This is a genomic window from Mediterraneibacter catenae, assembly GCF_008691045.1.
Taxonomy (GTDB): Bacteria; Bacillota; Clostridia; order Lachnospirales; family Lachnospiraceae; genus Mediterraneibacter; species Mediterraneibacter ornithocaccae.
Map to the genome: position 1 here is coordinate 63,782 of NZ_VMSO01000013.1, position 15,715 is coordinate 79,496.

Consider the following 15,715-nt stretch of genomic DNA (forward strand, 5'->3'; position numbering starts at 1 on the left):
GTGTATATATATGGAAGAATATGCAATTGAATTCAGAGATGTTTCGAAAATATATAAACTGATAGGAAAAGATAAGAAAAAATCTGAAGATAAGAAGTTTTATGCTTTGAAGCAGATCAACTTTAAGATATCCAAGGGAGAAGTGGTCGGGATACTCGGAACCAACGGCTCCGGTAAATCAACAATGGCGACAATTTTGGCCGGAATTTCCGAGATCGATGAAGGTGAGATGATCGTCAATGGTGAACAGGCTTTGATCGCGATCAACACAGGCCTCAATAATCAGCTTACCGGCCTTGAGAATATTGAATTAAAAGGTGCCCTTCTCGGTCTGAAACCGCATCGGGTAAAAGAAATTATTGACGGGGTTGCAGATTTTTCAGAGCTGGGTGAATTCCTTTATCAGCCGGTAAAAAAGTATTCCAGCGGTATGAAGTCAAGGTTGGGATTCTCTATCAATCTGTGCCTTGATCCGGATATTCTGATCGTAGATGAGGCTTTGTCTGTAGGCGATAAGGGATTTGCAAATAAATGTCTTAAGAGGATGAAAGAGCTTAAGACGGAAGGAAAGACTATTGTGTTTATTTCTCACTCACTTCCGCAAGTACGCGAGTTCTGTGACACTGCACTTTGGATTGAAGGAGGAATGGTAAGAGAATATGGAGAGGTTGATCCGGTTTCTGATCATTATTCAAAATATGTGGATTATCTGAATTCTCTGAATGCACAGCAGAAAAAAGAAGAAAATGAGAAAAAATTCCAGCAGCGTCTTATTGTTGATGAAAAAGACGGGTTCTGGGATAAGCTTCTGACGTTTTTTCAGAAAAATTTCTAAAGAATACTGAAAGAAAACAGATAATAACTGGGGAGCTTTACAAATGGGAAAAATCAGCGTTATTATACCGACACACAATCGTGCCGACATCCTTCCAAGAGCAATAAAAAGTATTCAGGATCAGACCCGTCCGGTAGATGAGATCATTGTAGTCTCCGACGGCTCAACGGACAATACAGAGGAAGTTGTCCGAAAACTTGCGGATAAAGACAGCCGGATCCGTCTGATCGCATATCATCCGGGACATAATGGAAATTATGCGAGAAATAAAGGGCTTGAAGCAGCTACAGGAGAGTTTATCGCGTTCCTGGATGACGATGATGAGTGGCTGCCGAAGAAGACGGAACTTCAGATGAGGATTTTCGAAAGAGAACCGGATGTCGGGCTTGTGTACGCGAGCCAGAACTGTATCTACTCAGATACAGGAATTACGTATCAGACTCAGCCCATGTACAGGGGAGATCTGTCAAAGAGAATCTTCATACGCGGTGAGATGGGCACCCCTTCTCAGGTAATGGTGCGCAGATCCGTACTTGATCAGACAGGACCGTTTGACCTGGAATTAGGGGCGCTGCAGGATTATGATCTGTGGATCAGATGCTGCCTCGTTACTAAAGTGGATTTTGTTCCGGAACCGTGCATTAATTATTACAATTCTACATCAACAAATCAGGTTTCTGCAAATACTGAAAAATATATACATGCGAGATTATATATTCGGGAAAAATACCGGAATGAGATCGCAAAGTTCGGAAAAGAATTTGAAAAGAAAATTGATACTTTGGTGGAAAACCGGATCGCGGAGCGCTGCCTGCGCAACGGACAGAGGAAAGATGCCCGGAGTCATGCGTTGAAAGCCTGGAAAATCCAGCACACCAAGGTATCTGTAATGCTGGTTATCGCCTCTTTATTTCCTTATGCAGCTGTAGTAAAAATGCGAAGCATGATAAAGAGCAGAAGCTTATATTGGCGAATTAAGAAAATGTGGTCATAGTGATGAAAGAAAAATTGATCAGGGGAATGACAGCGGCACTGAATGGTATATATAGTATTTTCAAACTGTTCCCCGTAAAGAAAAAAATTACCTATATATCGCGTCAAAGCAATGTACTGCCGGTGGACTTCGATCTGGTGATCCGCGAGATGAAGAGACGCCATCCGGAATATCAGCAGGTTACTTTGATAAAGATGATCGGAAAGAGCTTACCCGAAAAGATTGGATATTGTTTTCATATGTTCCGGCAGATGTATCATATCGCAACTTCTGAGATGGTAGTGCTGGATACTTACTGTATAGCGGTATCTGTTCTTCATCAACGGAAAAGTTTGGTCGTAATACAGATGTGGCATGCGCTGGGGGCCATGAAGAAGTTTGGCTACAGTATTCTGGATAAGGGTGAGGGTACAAAACGATCTCTGGCAGAAGCTATGCAGATGCATAAGAATTATACTTATATATTTTCAAGCAGTGAGTTTTGCTGCCGTTTTTTTGCCGAGGCATTCAATGCTTCTATAGATCAGATGGTTGTTATGCCGCTGCCAAGACTGGATCTTCTGTTTGATCCGGAACATATTGCGAATGTGAAGAAGAAAATTTTGAGTCAGTATCCCCGGCTTGCAGATAAAACGAAAAAGACAATTGTATACGCGCCCACTTTTCGCAAAGAGGGGGGCAGCTTTGAAGAAAAGGAGCTTGAAGCTGCGGCAGAGAAGCTTGCCAAATCCATTGACTACGAAAGATACAATCTGGTGGCCAAGTTTCATCCGTTAAGCGGTGTTAAACTTCAAAATGAAAATGTAATTCAGGATAAAACATATTCAACTATTGATTTCTGCCAGATGGCGGATGCAGTGATCCTTGATTATTCTGCTGTTGTCTTTGAGATCTCGATGTTGGGAAAACCAATGTACTTCTATGCGTTTGACTATAATTCATACATGGAAGGCAGAGATGTCTATATTGATTTTAAGAAATATGTTCCGGGCATTATAACCGGGAATCCGCAGAGACTGATGACAGCTATTGACAATAATGAATCGGATCCCGGACAGCAGAAAGAGTTCAGGGATCTGATGATCAGCAGACCGAGAAGCGGCAGCTATACAGGCGATGTAGCTGACTTTTTCGAAAAGATTCTGCGGGAACAACAGGAAAGAAAGAGGCAGTGAGAAGGATGGCAAAAGTCTCAATTATTGTACCTACGTATAATGTAGAACAATATCTGCCAGAGTGTATGGAAAGCATTGTCGGACAGACCCTGAAAGATCTGGAGATTATCTGTGTGAATGACGGATCTACTGACAGTTCGCTGGATATATTGAAAAAATACGCTGCAGCAGATGACAGAATTATTATTATTGACAAAAAAAATGAGGGGTATGGCCGCGCAATGAACGACGGCCTTGACCGTGCCACCGGTGAGTACGTGGGAATTGTGGAACCGGATGATTACGTGGATCTCCATATGTATGAAGATCTTTACCGCGTTGCAAAGGAAAAGGATCTGGATATAGTAAAGGCGGATTTTTACCGCTTTGTCCGCAATCGAAAAGGTGAGACGCTTAAGACTTACGATGCTCTGTCAAAGGATGGGACGGGTTATAATGAAGTGATCGATCCCAAAAAGAATGACGGGATTTTTCGTTACGTCCTGAATACATGGAGCGGTATTTACCGGCGGGAATTTATCGAGAAATATCATATCCGGCATAATACAACACCTGGGGCATCCTTTCAGGATAATGGATTCTGGTTCCAGACATTCTGCCTTGCAGACAGGATTTATTTTATAAATAAGCCGTATTATATGAACCGAAGGGATAATCCGAATTCCTCTGTAAAGAGCAGGGAAAAAGTATACTGTATGAATGAAGAATACAGGTTTATATATGAATTTCTGGACAGCCATCCGGATTTGAAAGAACGGTTTATCTTTGTGTATTCGATGCAGCGGTTTCGCAATTATTTTTGGACATATTCCAGGATCGACCGGAAATTTAAAGGGGAATATCTGGAGAGAATGTCGGCTGAACTTAATGAAGCGGCTCGAAATAAAGAATTGGATAGAAAATATTTTACTCCGTTTGAGTGGAAGAAAATTTGCTGGATCATGAAGGATCCTTCTGCTGCACGTAAATGGATGGCGCTTAGTATGGCTGCAAGAAAAATAAAGAAGATTGGAAAAAATATACGACGTGGAAAATAGAGCCTGTCATTTTATAAAAGAGGCTCTGAACAGAAAGGACTACTATGCCGAAAGTATCAATTGTAATACCAACATATAACGTGGAAAATTATCTTCGCGAATGTATGGAGAGCGTTATAAACCAGACTTTGAGCGACATAGAGATTATCTGTATCAATGACGGCTCTACAGACGGATCTTTGAAAATTCTCCGCGAGTATGCCGATCGGGATGAAAGGGTCATTCTGATAGATAAAAAAAATGAAGGTTACGGCGTGGGAATGAATACCGGGATGGATATTGCTTCAGGTGAATATATCGGTATTGTAGAGCCGGATGATTTTGTTCCTCTTACTATGTATGAAGACTTATATAATATAGCAAAAGATAATGAGCTTGATTTTGTAAAAGCAGACTTTTATCGCTTTACAAGAGACAGCAGAACCGGAGAACTGAATCTGGTCTATAACCGGCTGGATCCGTCGGGTGAAAATTACAATCAGGTGATCAGCCCTTTCGAAAAGCCATACGTTACAAAATTCATTATGAATACATGGAGCGGTATCTACCGCAGGCAGTTCATTGAAGAACATCACATCCGGCATAATACTACGCCGGGGGCGGCATTTCAGGACAACGGTTTTTTCTGGCAGACTTTTATGTATGCAAAAAGATGTATGTTTCTGGACAGACCATATTACATGAATCGACGGGATAACCCGAATTCTTCTGTGAAAAATAAAGAAAAGGTTTACTGCATGAATATCGAATATGACTTCATCAGGGACATCTTTATGCAGAAAGAGAATGAGAAACTCTGGGATCGTTTTAAATATTATTTCAATTACAAGCGTTACTTCAGTTATCTTTTTACCCTGGGCAGGATCAGCAAAGAATTTAAGCGCGGGTATGTGGAGCGGATCAGCAGAGAATTTAAAAGAGCCAGGTCGCAGGATGAGCTCGATTTCAAAGTTTTTACTCCAAATACTAGAAAGAAGATAAGTCTCCTTATCCAAAAGCCAACAGTATATTATTGGAAATATGTGGTTTTGGCTGAGAGTCCGGCAGGAAAAATAATGAGAAGAATTAAGAAAAGACTATAGAGGATTTATGATCGATTCGAAAATCCGTGCAGGTTGTAAAGGATGTAGAGATGTGTTAATATTGAGATATTGACTCAATATCAGGAATTTTTACGAAAGGAAGTATAAAAATGAAGATTACAATTGCTGGAACAGGTTATGTTGGATTATCAAATGCTATTATTCTGGCGCAGCATAATGAGGTGTATGCGTTTGATATCATTCAAGAAAAGGTGGATATGATAAATAGTAAAAAATCTCCGATTATAGATAAGGAGATTCAGGAATATTTGGCGGAGAAACCGTTGAATCTGACTGCTACCACAGATGATGCCAAGGCATATGAGAATGCAGAATTTGTTATTATTGCCACACCGACAAATTACGATCCTGAATTAAACTATTTCGATACTTCAAGTGTGGAGTCAGTCATCGAACGGGTACTGGCAGTTAATCCGAACGCGGTTATGGTTATAAAATCCACAGTACCGGTCGGCTATACGAAAGAAGTGAAGGAAAAGTATAATACCGAAAATATAATGTTTTCTCCGGAATTCCTCAGAGAAGGGAAGGCTCTGTATGATAATCTGTATCCTTCGAGAATTGTAGTTGGTGAGGAAAGTGAACGTGCAAGAAAGTTTGCTGATTTGCTTAAAGAAGGGGCTATAAAAGAAGATATTCCGACTCTCTTTACCGGTTCCACGGAAGCAGAGGCAATAAAATTATTTGCAAACACATATCTTGCACTCAGGGTAGCTTACTTTAATGAACTTGATACTTATGCAGAGGTCAGGGGCCTGAATACGAAGCAGATTATTGAAGGTGTGGGGCTGGATCCCAGAATCGGCACACATTATAATAACCCTTCCTTTGGATATGGCGGATACTGTCTGCCGAAAGACACAAAACAGCTGCTTGCTAACTATGAAAAAGTGCCGAATAATATTATTCGTGCAATTGTGGATGCAAATACGACCAGAAAAGACCATATTGCAAATATGATCCTGAAGAGAAAGCCGTCGGTTGTTGGTATCTATCGACTGACTATGAAGACAGATTCGGATAATTTCAGGCAGTCTTCTATTCAGGGGATTATGAAGAGAATTAAGGCAAAAGGAATTGAGGTTATTGTATTTGAGCCTGCTTTAAGGGATGATGAATTTTTCCACTCTAAAGTGATTCGTAATTTCGATGAATTTACTCAGCGCGCGGATGTTATTGTTGCAAACCGTATGGATGACAGATTAAAGGCAGTTAAGGAGAAAGTATATACAAGAGATATCTATCACAAAGACTGAGAGTAAAGTTAAATTTTGAGGGAAAATGCATGGAAAAGAAACTTTCTGTAATTATACCTGTATATAATGTAGAAAAATACCTTCCAGAATGTCTGGATTCCGTTGTTGACCAATCACTGCAGGAAATTGAACTTATTTGTGTAAATGACGGGTCGAGAGACGGCTCTCGCAACATCCTTTCGGAGTATGCAGAAAAAGATAATCGTATTACGATTCTGGATAAGCCAAATGGAGGATTGTCATCGGCGAGAAATGCCGGACTGGCTGTGGCAGAAGGAAGGTACGTTCTATTTCTGGACAGTGATGATCGCCTTTCTTCTAAAGATGTTTTAGACTGCCTGTATCAAAAGGCAGAAAAGGAAGCGCTTGATCAATTGTTTTTTGACGCGGCTCCATTTTTTGAAAGTGAGGATGTTAAGAAAAAGAATTCCAATTATATTGATTACTATAAGCGGAAAAAGAATTATACAGATACTCTTACCGGAAAAGAACTGTTTTGTGCACTTCAGTCGAATTGGGATTTCAAACCGAGCGCGTGTATGCAAATACTGCGTAGGAGCTTTTTGAGAAAACATGAACTCAAATTTTATGAAAATATAATACATGAGGATGAAGTTTTTACATTGGAATGTATAACTCTGGCACAGCGGTCGGCCTACATTAATTTGCAGGGATATATGCGCAGAGTCAGAGAAAATTCCATCATGACTGTGAGCCAGAAATCAAAAGGCATTTACGGATATTATAGCGGAACACAGATATTGCTTGATTTTGCTCAAAAATATATTGATATAAATGATCAGCCATTTGTTCATTTTTATTTTCAAAGAGTAGGAGTGATGATGGAATTAGCTGCAAGACTCTTTTACAAGGAAACTGAAGAAGAAAAAAATCAGATCATAGGTGGTTTTGAAGAAGAGAGTAATTTCAAATTTGCAGTTGATATGCAAGCATGGCAGCAAATGGTTTCTTTGAAAGAAAGGGCTAAAAAAATTAAGGAATACAGTATCCAGATAAAAGCACAGCAGGAAAAAATCGAGGATTTGGAAACTGAAATAAACAAATTGTCAGAAAGTTTTAATAAAGAGAGAGAATCTTTAAAAAAGGAATTAAATGAAAATAAAAGGAAGCTTGATCAGATCAAACAGTCCTATTCGTTTAGAGTAGGAAAGACTGTGACATGGGTTCCGAGAAAATTGAAAAAAATATTGAAAAAAAGCAGTGATTAAAACGATCGAAAAAGCTACAGATAGAGAGGAGAAAAAATGCCGAAAGTATCAATTATTATACCCACCTATAATGTGGAAGATTATCTTAGGGAATGTATGGATAGCGTAACACGTCAGACATTAAAAGATATCGAGATAATCTGCATTAATGATGGATCTACAGACGGATCCCTGGAGATTTTAAAAGAATATGCAGACAAAGATCCTCGTATTGTTCTTGTTGATAAAGAGAATGAAGGGTATGGAGTTGGAATGAACATCGGTCTTGACAAAGCATCCGGAGAATATATCGGAATCGTTGAGCCTGACGACTTTGTCCCGCTGAATATGTATGAGGATCTGTATAATACAGCAAAAGAGAATGATCTGGATTTTGTGAAAGCGGATTTTTACCGTTTTACAAGAAACTGTGAAAACGGTAATATGGAGTTGATTTATAACCATCTGGATTCTACAGGCGAGAATTATAATCAGGTGATCAGTCCGTTTGAAAAACCATATATTACTAAATTCATCATGAATACGTGGAGCGGGATTTATAGGAGAGAGTATATTGAAAAATATCATATCCGTCATAATACGACTCCGGGAGCCTCGTTTCAGGATAACGGTTTTTTCTGGCAGACGTTTATGTATGCGAAGCGGTGCATGTTTTTAGATAAACCTTATTATATGAACAGAAGAGACAATCCTAATTCTTCTGTCAATAATAAGCAGAAGGTTTACTGCATGAATGTCGAGTATGATTTTATACGCGATATCTTTATGCAGAAAGGAAATGAGGAATTATGGGATCGGTTTAAATATTACTATAATTATAAACGTTATTTCAGCTATATATTTACAATAGGAAGAATAAGTGATGAATTTAAGCGGGAATATGTTGAAAGAATAAGCAAAGAAATGAAGAGGGCTGTCGAATTGGATGAAATTGATATGAATGTATTCACTCCGAGAACACAGGAACGATTAGGGCTTCTCATTAAGGATCCGGAAGGCTATTATCAGAAATATGCTTTGTTTGAAGGAACATCGGAAGCTGCAAAAGTAAGGAAACTTGAGAAAGAACTCAGTGAAGTGAGGAAATCGACGACTTTTAAAGTGGGAAAAGCGCTTATGCTTCTGCCCAGATCAATTAAACGCGGTTTAAAGAAGAATAAATAATTGAGGCGTGAGAAATGGAAGATATTTTGGTATCGGTAATTGTACCTGTTTACAATGTTGAAAATTATTTAAGACAGTGCCTGGACAGTATAACTGGCCAGACATTAAAAAACATCGAAGTTATTTGTGTAGATGACAGCTCTACAGACAGTTCAAAACAGATTCTCGAAGAATATGCGGAAAAGGATGAGCGTGTAAAAGTAATCACACAGCCGAATAAGGGGGCAGGCGCCGCAAGAAATAATGGATTGTCAGTTGCGAAAGGAAAATATCTTTCTTTTCTGGATTCTGATGATTTCTTTGAGCCGGATATGTTGGAGCTTGCCTTTAATAAAGCGGAAGAGGATAGAGCAGATTTTGTGGTTTTTAAATCAGACCAGTATTATACCGAGGAAAACCGGTATGCGGAAGTACCGTGGACTTTACGGGAAAAAGAAATTCCGCCGTATACACCGTTCAACCATCGGCAGATGACAGATAATATTTTTAAAGTGTTTGTTGGATGGGCGTGGGATAAACTATACAACAGAGAGTTCGTCCTGCAGAATCATCTGCTGTTTCAGGAGCAGAGGACAAGCAATGATCTCCTTTTTGTTTTTAGTGCGGTTGCAATTGCAAAGCGTATTTCTGTCGTAAAAAAGGTTCTGGCTCATCAGAGAAGAGATGCAAAGGATTCTTTATCCAAGACGAGAGAAAACTCATGGCATTGTTTTTACGATGCCCTGACAGCTTTGCGGGAGAGAATGGTTTCCGAAGGTCTTTATCGGGAAGTTGAAAAAGATTATATAAACTATGCGCTGCATTTTTCTTTGTGGAATATCCGGACCTTGGCAGAACCTACAAAATCAATGCTGATCAGAAAAATGAAGGCGGAATGGTTTGAGGATCTTGGTATTTCTGACAAAAATGAAGATTATTTTTACAATAAGAAAGAATACAAGGAGTACAGAGCTTTATGAGCGGGGCAGCCGTGATGCAGAAAAAGAGAGAGGCGTGGCTTGATTATGCCAGAATATTTGCAATTTTATGTGTGATATGCTGCCACGCTGTAGAAAACTACTATGGGACAGTTGTATCTGGAAATGAGCGGATAGACTTTGTACCCTGGATAGTAGAAAATACGCTTTTTACGATTGGAAGGCTGGGAGTTCCTTTATTTCTTGCAATTTCCGGTACTCTTCTTTTGAACAGGGAAAAAGATGTATTCTCTTTCTACAAAAAATCAGTGCTGCCGTTGATTGTCACTACTGAAATCTGGGCGATATTAAACTATTTTTTTGCTGTTGCAGTATATAGAAGAGAATTTTCGTTTACTGACCTGCTAAAGCAAATGCTTTTTCTTGATGATTCGCCTCTGTCGCATATGTGGTATATGCCAATGATTATAGGGCTTTATATATTTGTGCCCTTTCTGTCAAAAATATTTCAACAATATGGACAGATTAAGTACTATATAATTCCACTATTATTAGTCGCATTTGGAAGTGTGATCATTCCTACGCTGACCGTATTTCTGAATGAAGATGTATTGGGGGTTCATAGAATCGCCCTTAAGATTAATACAGCATTTGGAGGTGGAGTTTATGGGCTTTATTTTGTAGTAGGTTTTTTTATTGGACGGAAAGGATTATTAAAGAAAATAAAAGCAATGTATTTATTATTGGCAATGGTATTTTGCCTCTTTATAAATACTATCGGGCAGTATTATATTTATCAGCATCAGTTTTATACATGGGATGACTTACTCTGGTATACTAGTGCGCCGATTTTTGTAATGGGTCTTGTGCTGTTTGAGATTTTCCGAAGGTTGGGAAAATATTTAAAAAATAGTAATTACCCGGTAGTTACGAATCTGGCTAAAAGTACTTTTGGAATTTATCTATTGCATAACCCAGTCAGGCTTTTATGCTCTTCCTATTTACCCATGGATGGTCTTAATGAAATGCTCAAAATTATTATATTGTTCGTGGCAAGTTTAGGTATAAGCATAATAATTCTGCTTCCATTTATGCTAAAATGGAAAAAAGCCGGAAAAATACTGTTTTATATTAAGTAAACGGATAATAGCCTGTATAAAATAAGAAAGAAAATTTGGATGAAAGCCTGTATGAAATACAGTGCGGAAAGAAAGGTTGAAAATGAAAAAATATGATTATCTTATCGTGGGAGCCGGACTTTACGGTGCCGTTATGGCATATGAACTAGGTAAACGGGGAAAGAAATGTCTTGTAATCGACCGCAGAGATCACATAGCAGGAAATATTTACTGTCAGGACATGGAAAGTATTCATGTCCACAAATATGGTGCGCATATTTTCCATACTTCAGATAAAAAAGTGTGGGACTATATCAATCAGTTCGCAGAGTTTAACAACTACATCAATTCTCCGGTTGCTGTTTATAAGGACGAGCTTTACAACATGCCGTTTAATATGAATACATTCAGCAAAATGTGGGGAATCCGCACACCGCAGGAGGCAAGAGATATTATAGAAAAACAGAGGCGGGAGACCGGTATAACAGAACCGAAGAATCTGGAAGAACAGGCTCTGTTTTTAGTTGGAAAAGATATTTATGAGAAACTTGTAAAAGGTTATACTGAGAAACAGTGGGGAAGGAAATGCACTGAACTTCCTGCATTTATTATTAAAAGACTGCCATGCCGTTTTATGTACGATAATAATTATTTTAATGACAGATATCAGGGCATTCCAATTGGCGGTTACACCCCGATTATAGAAAAAATGCTGGCAGGGGCAGACGTAAATACGGGTGTTGATTTCTTTGAATTTAAAAAAGAAAATCCTGATATTGCAGAAAAGATTATTTTTACAGGTCAGATTGATGAATATTTTGAATATAAATTAGGTGCGCTTGAGTATCGTTCTGTACGATTTGAAACAGAAGTCCTTGATTGTGAAAATTATCAGGGGAATGCTGTGGTTAATTATACAGACCGGGAGGTTCCGTTTACCCGTATTATCGAGCATAAGCACTTCGAGTTTGGAAAGCAGGAAAAAACTGTAATTTCCAGGGAGTATTCTTCCGAGTGGAGTGTGGGAATGGAGCCATATTATCCAGTGAATGACGAGAAAAATAACCGGCTTTTCCAAGAGTATAAAAAACTGGCGGAAAAAGAGAAGAATGTAGTTTTCGGCGGCAGATTAGGAGATTATAAGTATTACGATATGGATAAGGTAATTGCAGCGGCCTTAAACCGTCTGGAGACTTTATAATATGATTTATGATTGGGAGCATGAGTACAGCTCCCTTTTTGGTGAATAGGGTGACAGAATGAGTTCAGAAAAGAAAGAAAGGCGTAATGTAAATAGAATAATAATTGGGATTGTTGCGCTGGCGTGTTTTGTGCTGCTGATGTATCCGTTAAAATCACAGGTAGTTGATAAATCGGATAGTTTGAAGCAGTCTTCAGAAAATCAGAATGACAATGAAGAGGAACAGTTCAGAGAATCTGTTGACAACCAGAAGACAGTACCAAGCCGGTGGAATATAACAGATATGGATTTGTCATTAGAGTATGACGACAGATATTCATTGAATAAAATAAAAAAAGACTGGCATATTGCTTCTATTGAAACTAAAAATGTTTATTCCACACAAGTTACTGCAGGTTATAATACTGGAAAGGCAGATACAGCTGTAGTTGCTGAAGATAAAAACAGCGGGACAGATATTGTTGCTACAGGGGTAGGAAACGCAGAAATAATTCTTGTTCCAGAGAAAGAACTGGAATTAGCCCGGTCTATTTTGAATGGAACAGCAGGAGATGAGAATACCGACCGGGCAATAGATGCCATTCGTATTAATGTAACTGTAAAGCCTGCAAAACTGACTCTTATATACCTGGCGGGACAAAGCAATGCAGAGGGTATATGCTCTTCAAATACAGGCTATCTCCGGGAAGAATCTGTAACATGTAAAGAAGGGACAGTGTATTCAACCTATGCACCGACAAATCCTCTGTCAAATTCTATTGCCGGAATTTCTTTTTCAAAGTACTGTACGAAAGACAATTCCGCAGATTTTGTAACAGGATCCTTGACTGATGATGTGAGTATTTCCGGTAAGGAACTGGAATATCCGTTAAATATTCTGACGGCAGACGGTGACGGCAAAACCGGCCCGGACAGTGGACTGGCATATGAGTGGAACAAACTGACGGGAGATAAAGTCTGGATTGTAAATACAGCCTGGCATGGAACGTCAATTAATTCTTGGATACCGGGCGGGGTATGTTATGAAAGGACAACAGCAGTTGCCCGTCAGGTCAGAAAAACGTATATGGCGGAAATAGAAGCAGGACATTATACGTCAGGACAGAATCTGTTTTTCTGGCTGCAAGGGGAAACTGACAAAAATAAATCCGCAGAATGGTATTATAATTGTTTTACAACAATGTATGATGCTATGAGTCAGAATTTATCACTGGATGCATTAGGCATTATTATGGTGCGTTCTGATGAAGGATCACGTAAAAATTCTGACGATATCAGTATGTCAGGACCTCGGACAGCGCAGTACGCGGCAGGTAACAGCAGGGACATGCAGAACGTATATATTGTGAGTAATGTGAATGAACAATGGATTACAGACAAGCAAACAGAAAAATATTTTTCTAATGCTTATCCGGGAGGAAACTTGTCCTATCCCATGCAGGACGCTGATCCGAAACTTCCGGTTTCGGTATCTCAAGTGCATTACGACTTACATTATTCTCAAATCGCACATAATGAAAATGGAATCACCGCGGCCGAAGGGATGTATAAAGCATTATATGGGACGGCTGAAGATACGATTGATATATCATGGCATGACAGAAAAGGGAAAAATGTTACCAGATTGACAATCGACAAAGGAGAAGAAAAAACCATAGTGCCTGTAGCTAATCCTTCATACTGCGCGAAAGAAGTCCGTTACTATACAGAAGGAACGGCGGTATCGTTTAACGAAAAGACGGGGACAGTTACTGCAAGAGAACGGGGCAATGCTACAATTTATGCTTATGGTGCCAAGGGCGAAGTACTGTCGAAGCTGCAGATTAACGTTACGGATGGTTCGGACATGACCGCAGTGGCGGGGGATTATTCTGGTCTGTTCAATTACAGAGGTACATGGTGGTATTTGAAAAACGGATATGTACAAAAAGATTATGTTGGCGTTGTGTCCAATAAAAACGGCTGGTGGTATGTAGAGAACGGTAAAATAGATTTTACATATAACGGTTTTGCCCAGAATAGTAATGGCTGGTGGTATCTCCGCAATGGCAAAGTGTTGCTGATTTCATGAGCTGTCATCAAACTGCTCTCATGAATTGTCTTTAAGCTGCTATGTTTGTTGTCGCCAGGATGCCCGGTGTATGGGCCGTCCGGAATCCGGACGGCACCTTCTCTATCCGGTTACGGTCCCAAGCATTTCGTGTTCCACTACATACTTGACCATATAATCATCGACGAGCCGCTTTTGCTGTTGGAACGCATACATAAGTGATTTTTCGCATACCCGGTTGATCATTCTCGGAATCCCGGCTGAAGCCTTATGGATCTCGTCCATTGCTTTGGCAGTAAAGATTTCCTGGCTGCACTCCGCGTAGTCCATGTGGCTTTTGACATATTTCTCCGTTTCTGCCCGGTCCAGATGCGGGAGTGTACAGTACATATCGATCCGCTGGCGGATTGCTGCGTACCGTTGAAGTTTCAGCTTGTTATCCCACAGTTCTGTCTGCCCTACGAGCACGACGGCCATGGGACTTACAGAATCGAACTTGTAGTTCAGAAGGAAACGGAATTCCTCCAGTGTTTCTTTCTCCAGCAGGTGCGCCTCATCCAGAACGCATACCACTTTTTTATGCTGGACACCGTGGATGATCTCGATCTGCTGTTGGAGCTGACGTTTGGAATCGCCGCGGTAAAACCGTGCTTCCAGCCCCAGCTGGTCCAGCATCCCCTTATAAAACCACCGTGGGGTCAGCTTGGAATCAGAAAGATACAGGATGATATATTCTTCCTTCGGAAGTTCCGAATAAAACCTGCGGATCAGAGTGGATTTCCCACAGCCGGGATCCGCTGTTACGACCGCAAACATCTGCCGGTCTGCTACATAACAGAGCCTGCCAAGTGTTTCACGGAAAGCGTCAGACTCGAAGAGTCTTTCTGCTGGGATGTCACGTCCAAAAGGTGTATTGGTCATTCCGAAAAATGATTCATACATTGTGATCCGCCTCCTTCCGGTAAGAAGCAAACGAAATCGCATCTGCCCGCTGACGCGTCGATTCCGAATGTTTCTTTTCCAGTGCATCAAGGAAGCGCGAGGTTGTCGGAGTCTGTTCCTGCATCGCAGCAGGAAGTGTTGGGTTCTTATCACAGAACTCGCCAATCCTGACCGGCTGTGCGGTAAACGGCTCGTATCCTGGATAACTTACCGTAATGGTTTCGGGAGCTGCAGGATCATAGGAGATCTCAACCTTATATCCGATCAGGGCCGGTTTCGTTTCATACTTTCTGCCCCTGAAACTGATACAGGCGCCCTTGTCCACTTTACGTGTCTCATGGTGCAGAAATGCTTCGGATACAACAGAGACATCCAGATAGGTCAGGGGACGGCTGTCACGGTTCCATTCCTGAAGGGGAGTGATCCCTGATTCCGGGACTGCCGCACCAAGGCTTTCGTAGTATTCGCTGATCCCTTCATGGGGCTTTTGATGATAGTACGCATCAAGGAACACGGCCCACAGTCGGTTCAGCTCTTCCAGGGTTTTGATGTTTTTTAGTTTTGCCTCCCGGTTAAACATATCCACTACCTGATGGAACTTTTCAATCTTCCCTTTGCTTTTGCCGCTCCGCGGTCTTGCATGGAGAACCCGGATCCCCAGTCTTGAAAGAGAGAGCCTGATCTGTCTGGCGAT

The 15,715-nt window shown here is 40.4% G+C and carries 14 protein-coding genes; 12 read left to right on the forward strand and 2 right to left on the reverse strand.

Translation table 11 applies throughout. From position 1 onward, the window contains the following. The first annotated feature begins 10 nt into the window (after positions 1-10). The 12 genes from FNY66_RS10570 to FNY66_RS10625 all read left to right on the forward strand — a co-directional run bounded on the left by FNY66_RS10570 (position 11) and on the right by FNY66_RS10625 (position 14,100). Positions 11-835: an ABC transporter ATP-binding protein gene (locus FNY66_RS10570; RefSeq protein WP_150311120.1), complete on the forward strand. Its 825-nt coding sequence runs from the start codon at positions 11-13 to the stop codon at positions 833-835. 43 nt (positions 836-878) lie between these two features. Further along, positions 879-1,829, forward strand: a complete 951-nt coding sequence (locus FNY66_RS10575) for a glycosyltransferase family 2 protein (protein WP_150311121.1) — start codon at positions 879-881, stop codon at positions 1,827-1,829. A gap of 2 nt (positions 1,830-1,831) precedes the next feature. Next, positions 1,832-3,004 carry a CDP-glycerol glycerophosphotransferase family protein gene (locus FNY66_RS10580; protein ID WP_150311122.1) on the forward strand — a complete coding sequence of 391 codons (1,173 nt, stop codon included), beginning with the start codon at positions 1,832-1,834 and terminating at the stop codon, positions 3,002-3,004. A gap of 5 nt (positions 3,005-3,009) precedes the next feature. Further along, positions 3,010-4,041 carry a glycosyltransferase gene (locus FNY66_RS10585; protein WP_150311123.1) on the forward strand — a complete coding sequence of 344 codons (1,032 nt, stop codon included), beginning with the start codon at positions 3,010-3,012 and terminating at the stop codon, positions 4,039-4,041. A 44-nt stretch (positions 4,042-4,085) separates the two neighbouring features. Further along, complete coding sequence (locus tag FNY66_RS10590; RefSeq protein WP_150311124.1) at positions 4,086-5,123, forward strand: glycosyltransferase; 1,038 nt, start codon at positions 4,086-4,088, stop codon at positions 5,121-5,123. A gap of 110 nt (positions 5,124-5,233) precedes the next feature. Beyond that, the gene (locus tag FNY66_RS10595) at positions 5,234-6,400 is read left to right on the forward strand and encodes a nucleotide sugar dehydrogenase (protein WP_150311125.1); all 1,167 of its coding nucleotides are present in this window, start codon (positions 5,234-5,236) and stop codon (positions 6,398-6,400) included. A gap of 29 nt (positions 6,401-6,429) precedes the next feature. Then, entirely contained in the window at positions 6,430-7,629 is a 1,200-nt protein-coding gene (locus tag FNY66_RS10600) for a glycosyltransferase (protein ID WP_087151508.1), read from the forward strand. 36 nt (positions 7,630-7,665) lie between these two features. Then, complete coding sequence (locus FNY66_RS10605) at positions 7,666-8,793, forward strand: glycosyltransferase (protein WP_150311126.1); 1,128 nt, start codon at positions 7,666-7,668, stop codon at positions 8,791-8,793. 14 nt (positions 8,794-8,807) lie between these two features. Beyond that, the gene (locus FNY66_RS10610; protein ID WP_087151506.1) at positions 8,808-9,752 is read left to right on the forward strand and encodes a glycosyltransferase family 2 protein; all 945 of its coding nucleotides are present in this window, start codon (positions 8,808-8,810) and stop codon (positions 9,750-9,752) included. Beyond that, positions 9,749-10,849, forward strand: coding sequence for an acyltransferase (locus tag FNY66_RS10615; protein WP_087151505.1), 1,101 nt, complete (start codon positions 9,749-9,751; stop codon positions 10,847-10,849). The genes FNY66_RS10610 and FNY66_RS10615 overlap by 4 nt, the downstream gene beginning before the upstream one ends. Before the next feature lie 82 nt (positions 10,850-10,931). Beyond that, positions 10,932-12,029, forward strand: coding sequence for a UDP-galactopyranose mutase (glf, locus tag FNY66_RS10620; RefSeq protein ID WP_087151504.1), 1,098 nt, complete (start codon positions 10,932-10,934; stop codon positions 12,027-12,029). 58 nt (positions 12,030-12,087) lie between these two features. Beyond that, positions 12,088-14,100 carry a sialate O-acetylesterase gene (locus tag FNY66_RS10625; protein WP_087151503.1) on the forward strand — a complete coding sequence of 671 codons (2,013 nt, stop codon included), beginning with the start codon at positions 12,088-12,090 and terminating at the stop codon, positions 14,098-14,100. Positions 14,101-14,202: 102 nt separating this feature from the next. On the opposite strand, the gene FNY66_RS10630 is transcribed toward FNY66_RS10625, so the two are convergent. Both FNY66_RS10630 and FNY66_RS10635 read right to left on the reverse strand, forming a co-directional pair. Further along, entirely contained in the window at positions 14,203-15,021 is an 819-nt protein-coding gene (locus tag FNY66_RS10630) for an ExeA family protein (protein WP_150311127.1), read from the reverse strand. Further along, positions 15,014-15,715, reverse strand: a 702-nt coding sequence (locus FNY66_RS10635) for a Mu transposase C-terminal domain-containing protein (RefSeq protein WP_150311128.1), incomplete at its 5' end; no start/stop codon positions are given. The genes FNY66_RS10635 and FNY66_RS10630, both read right to left, overlap by 8 nt.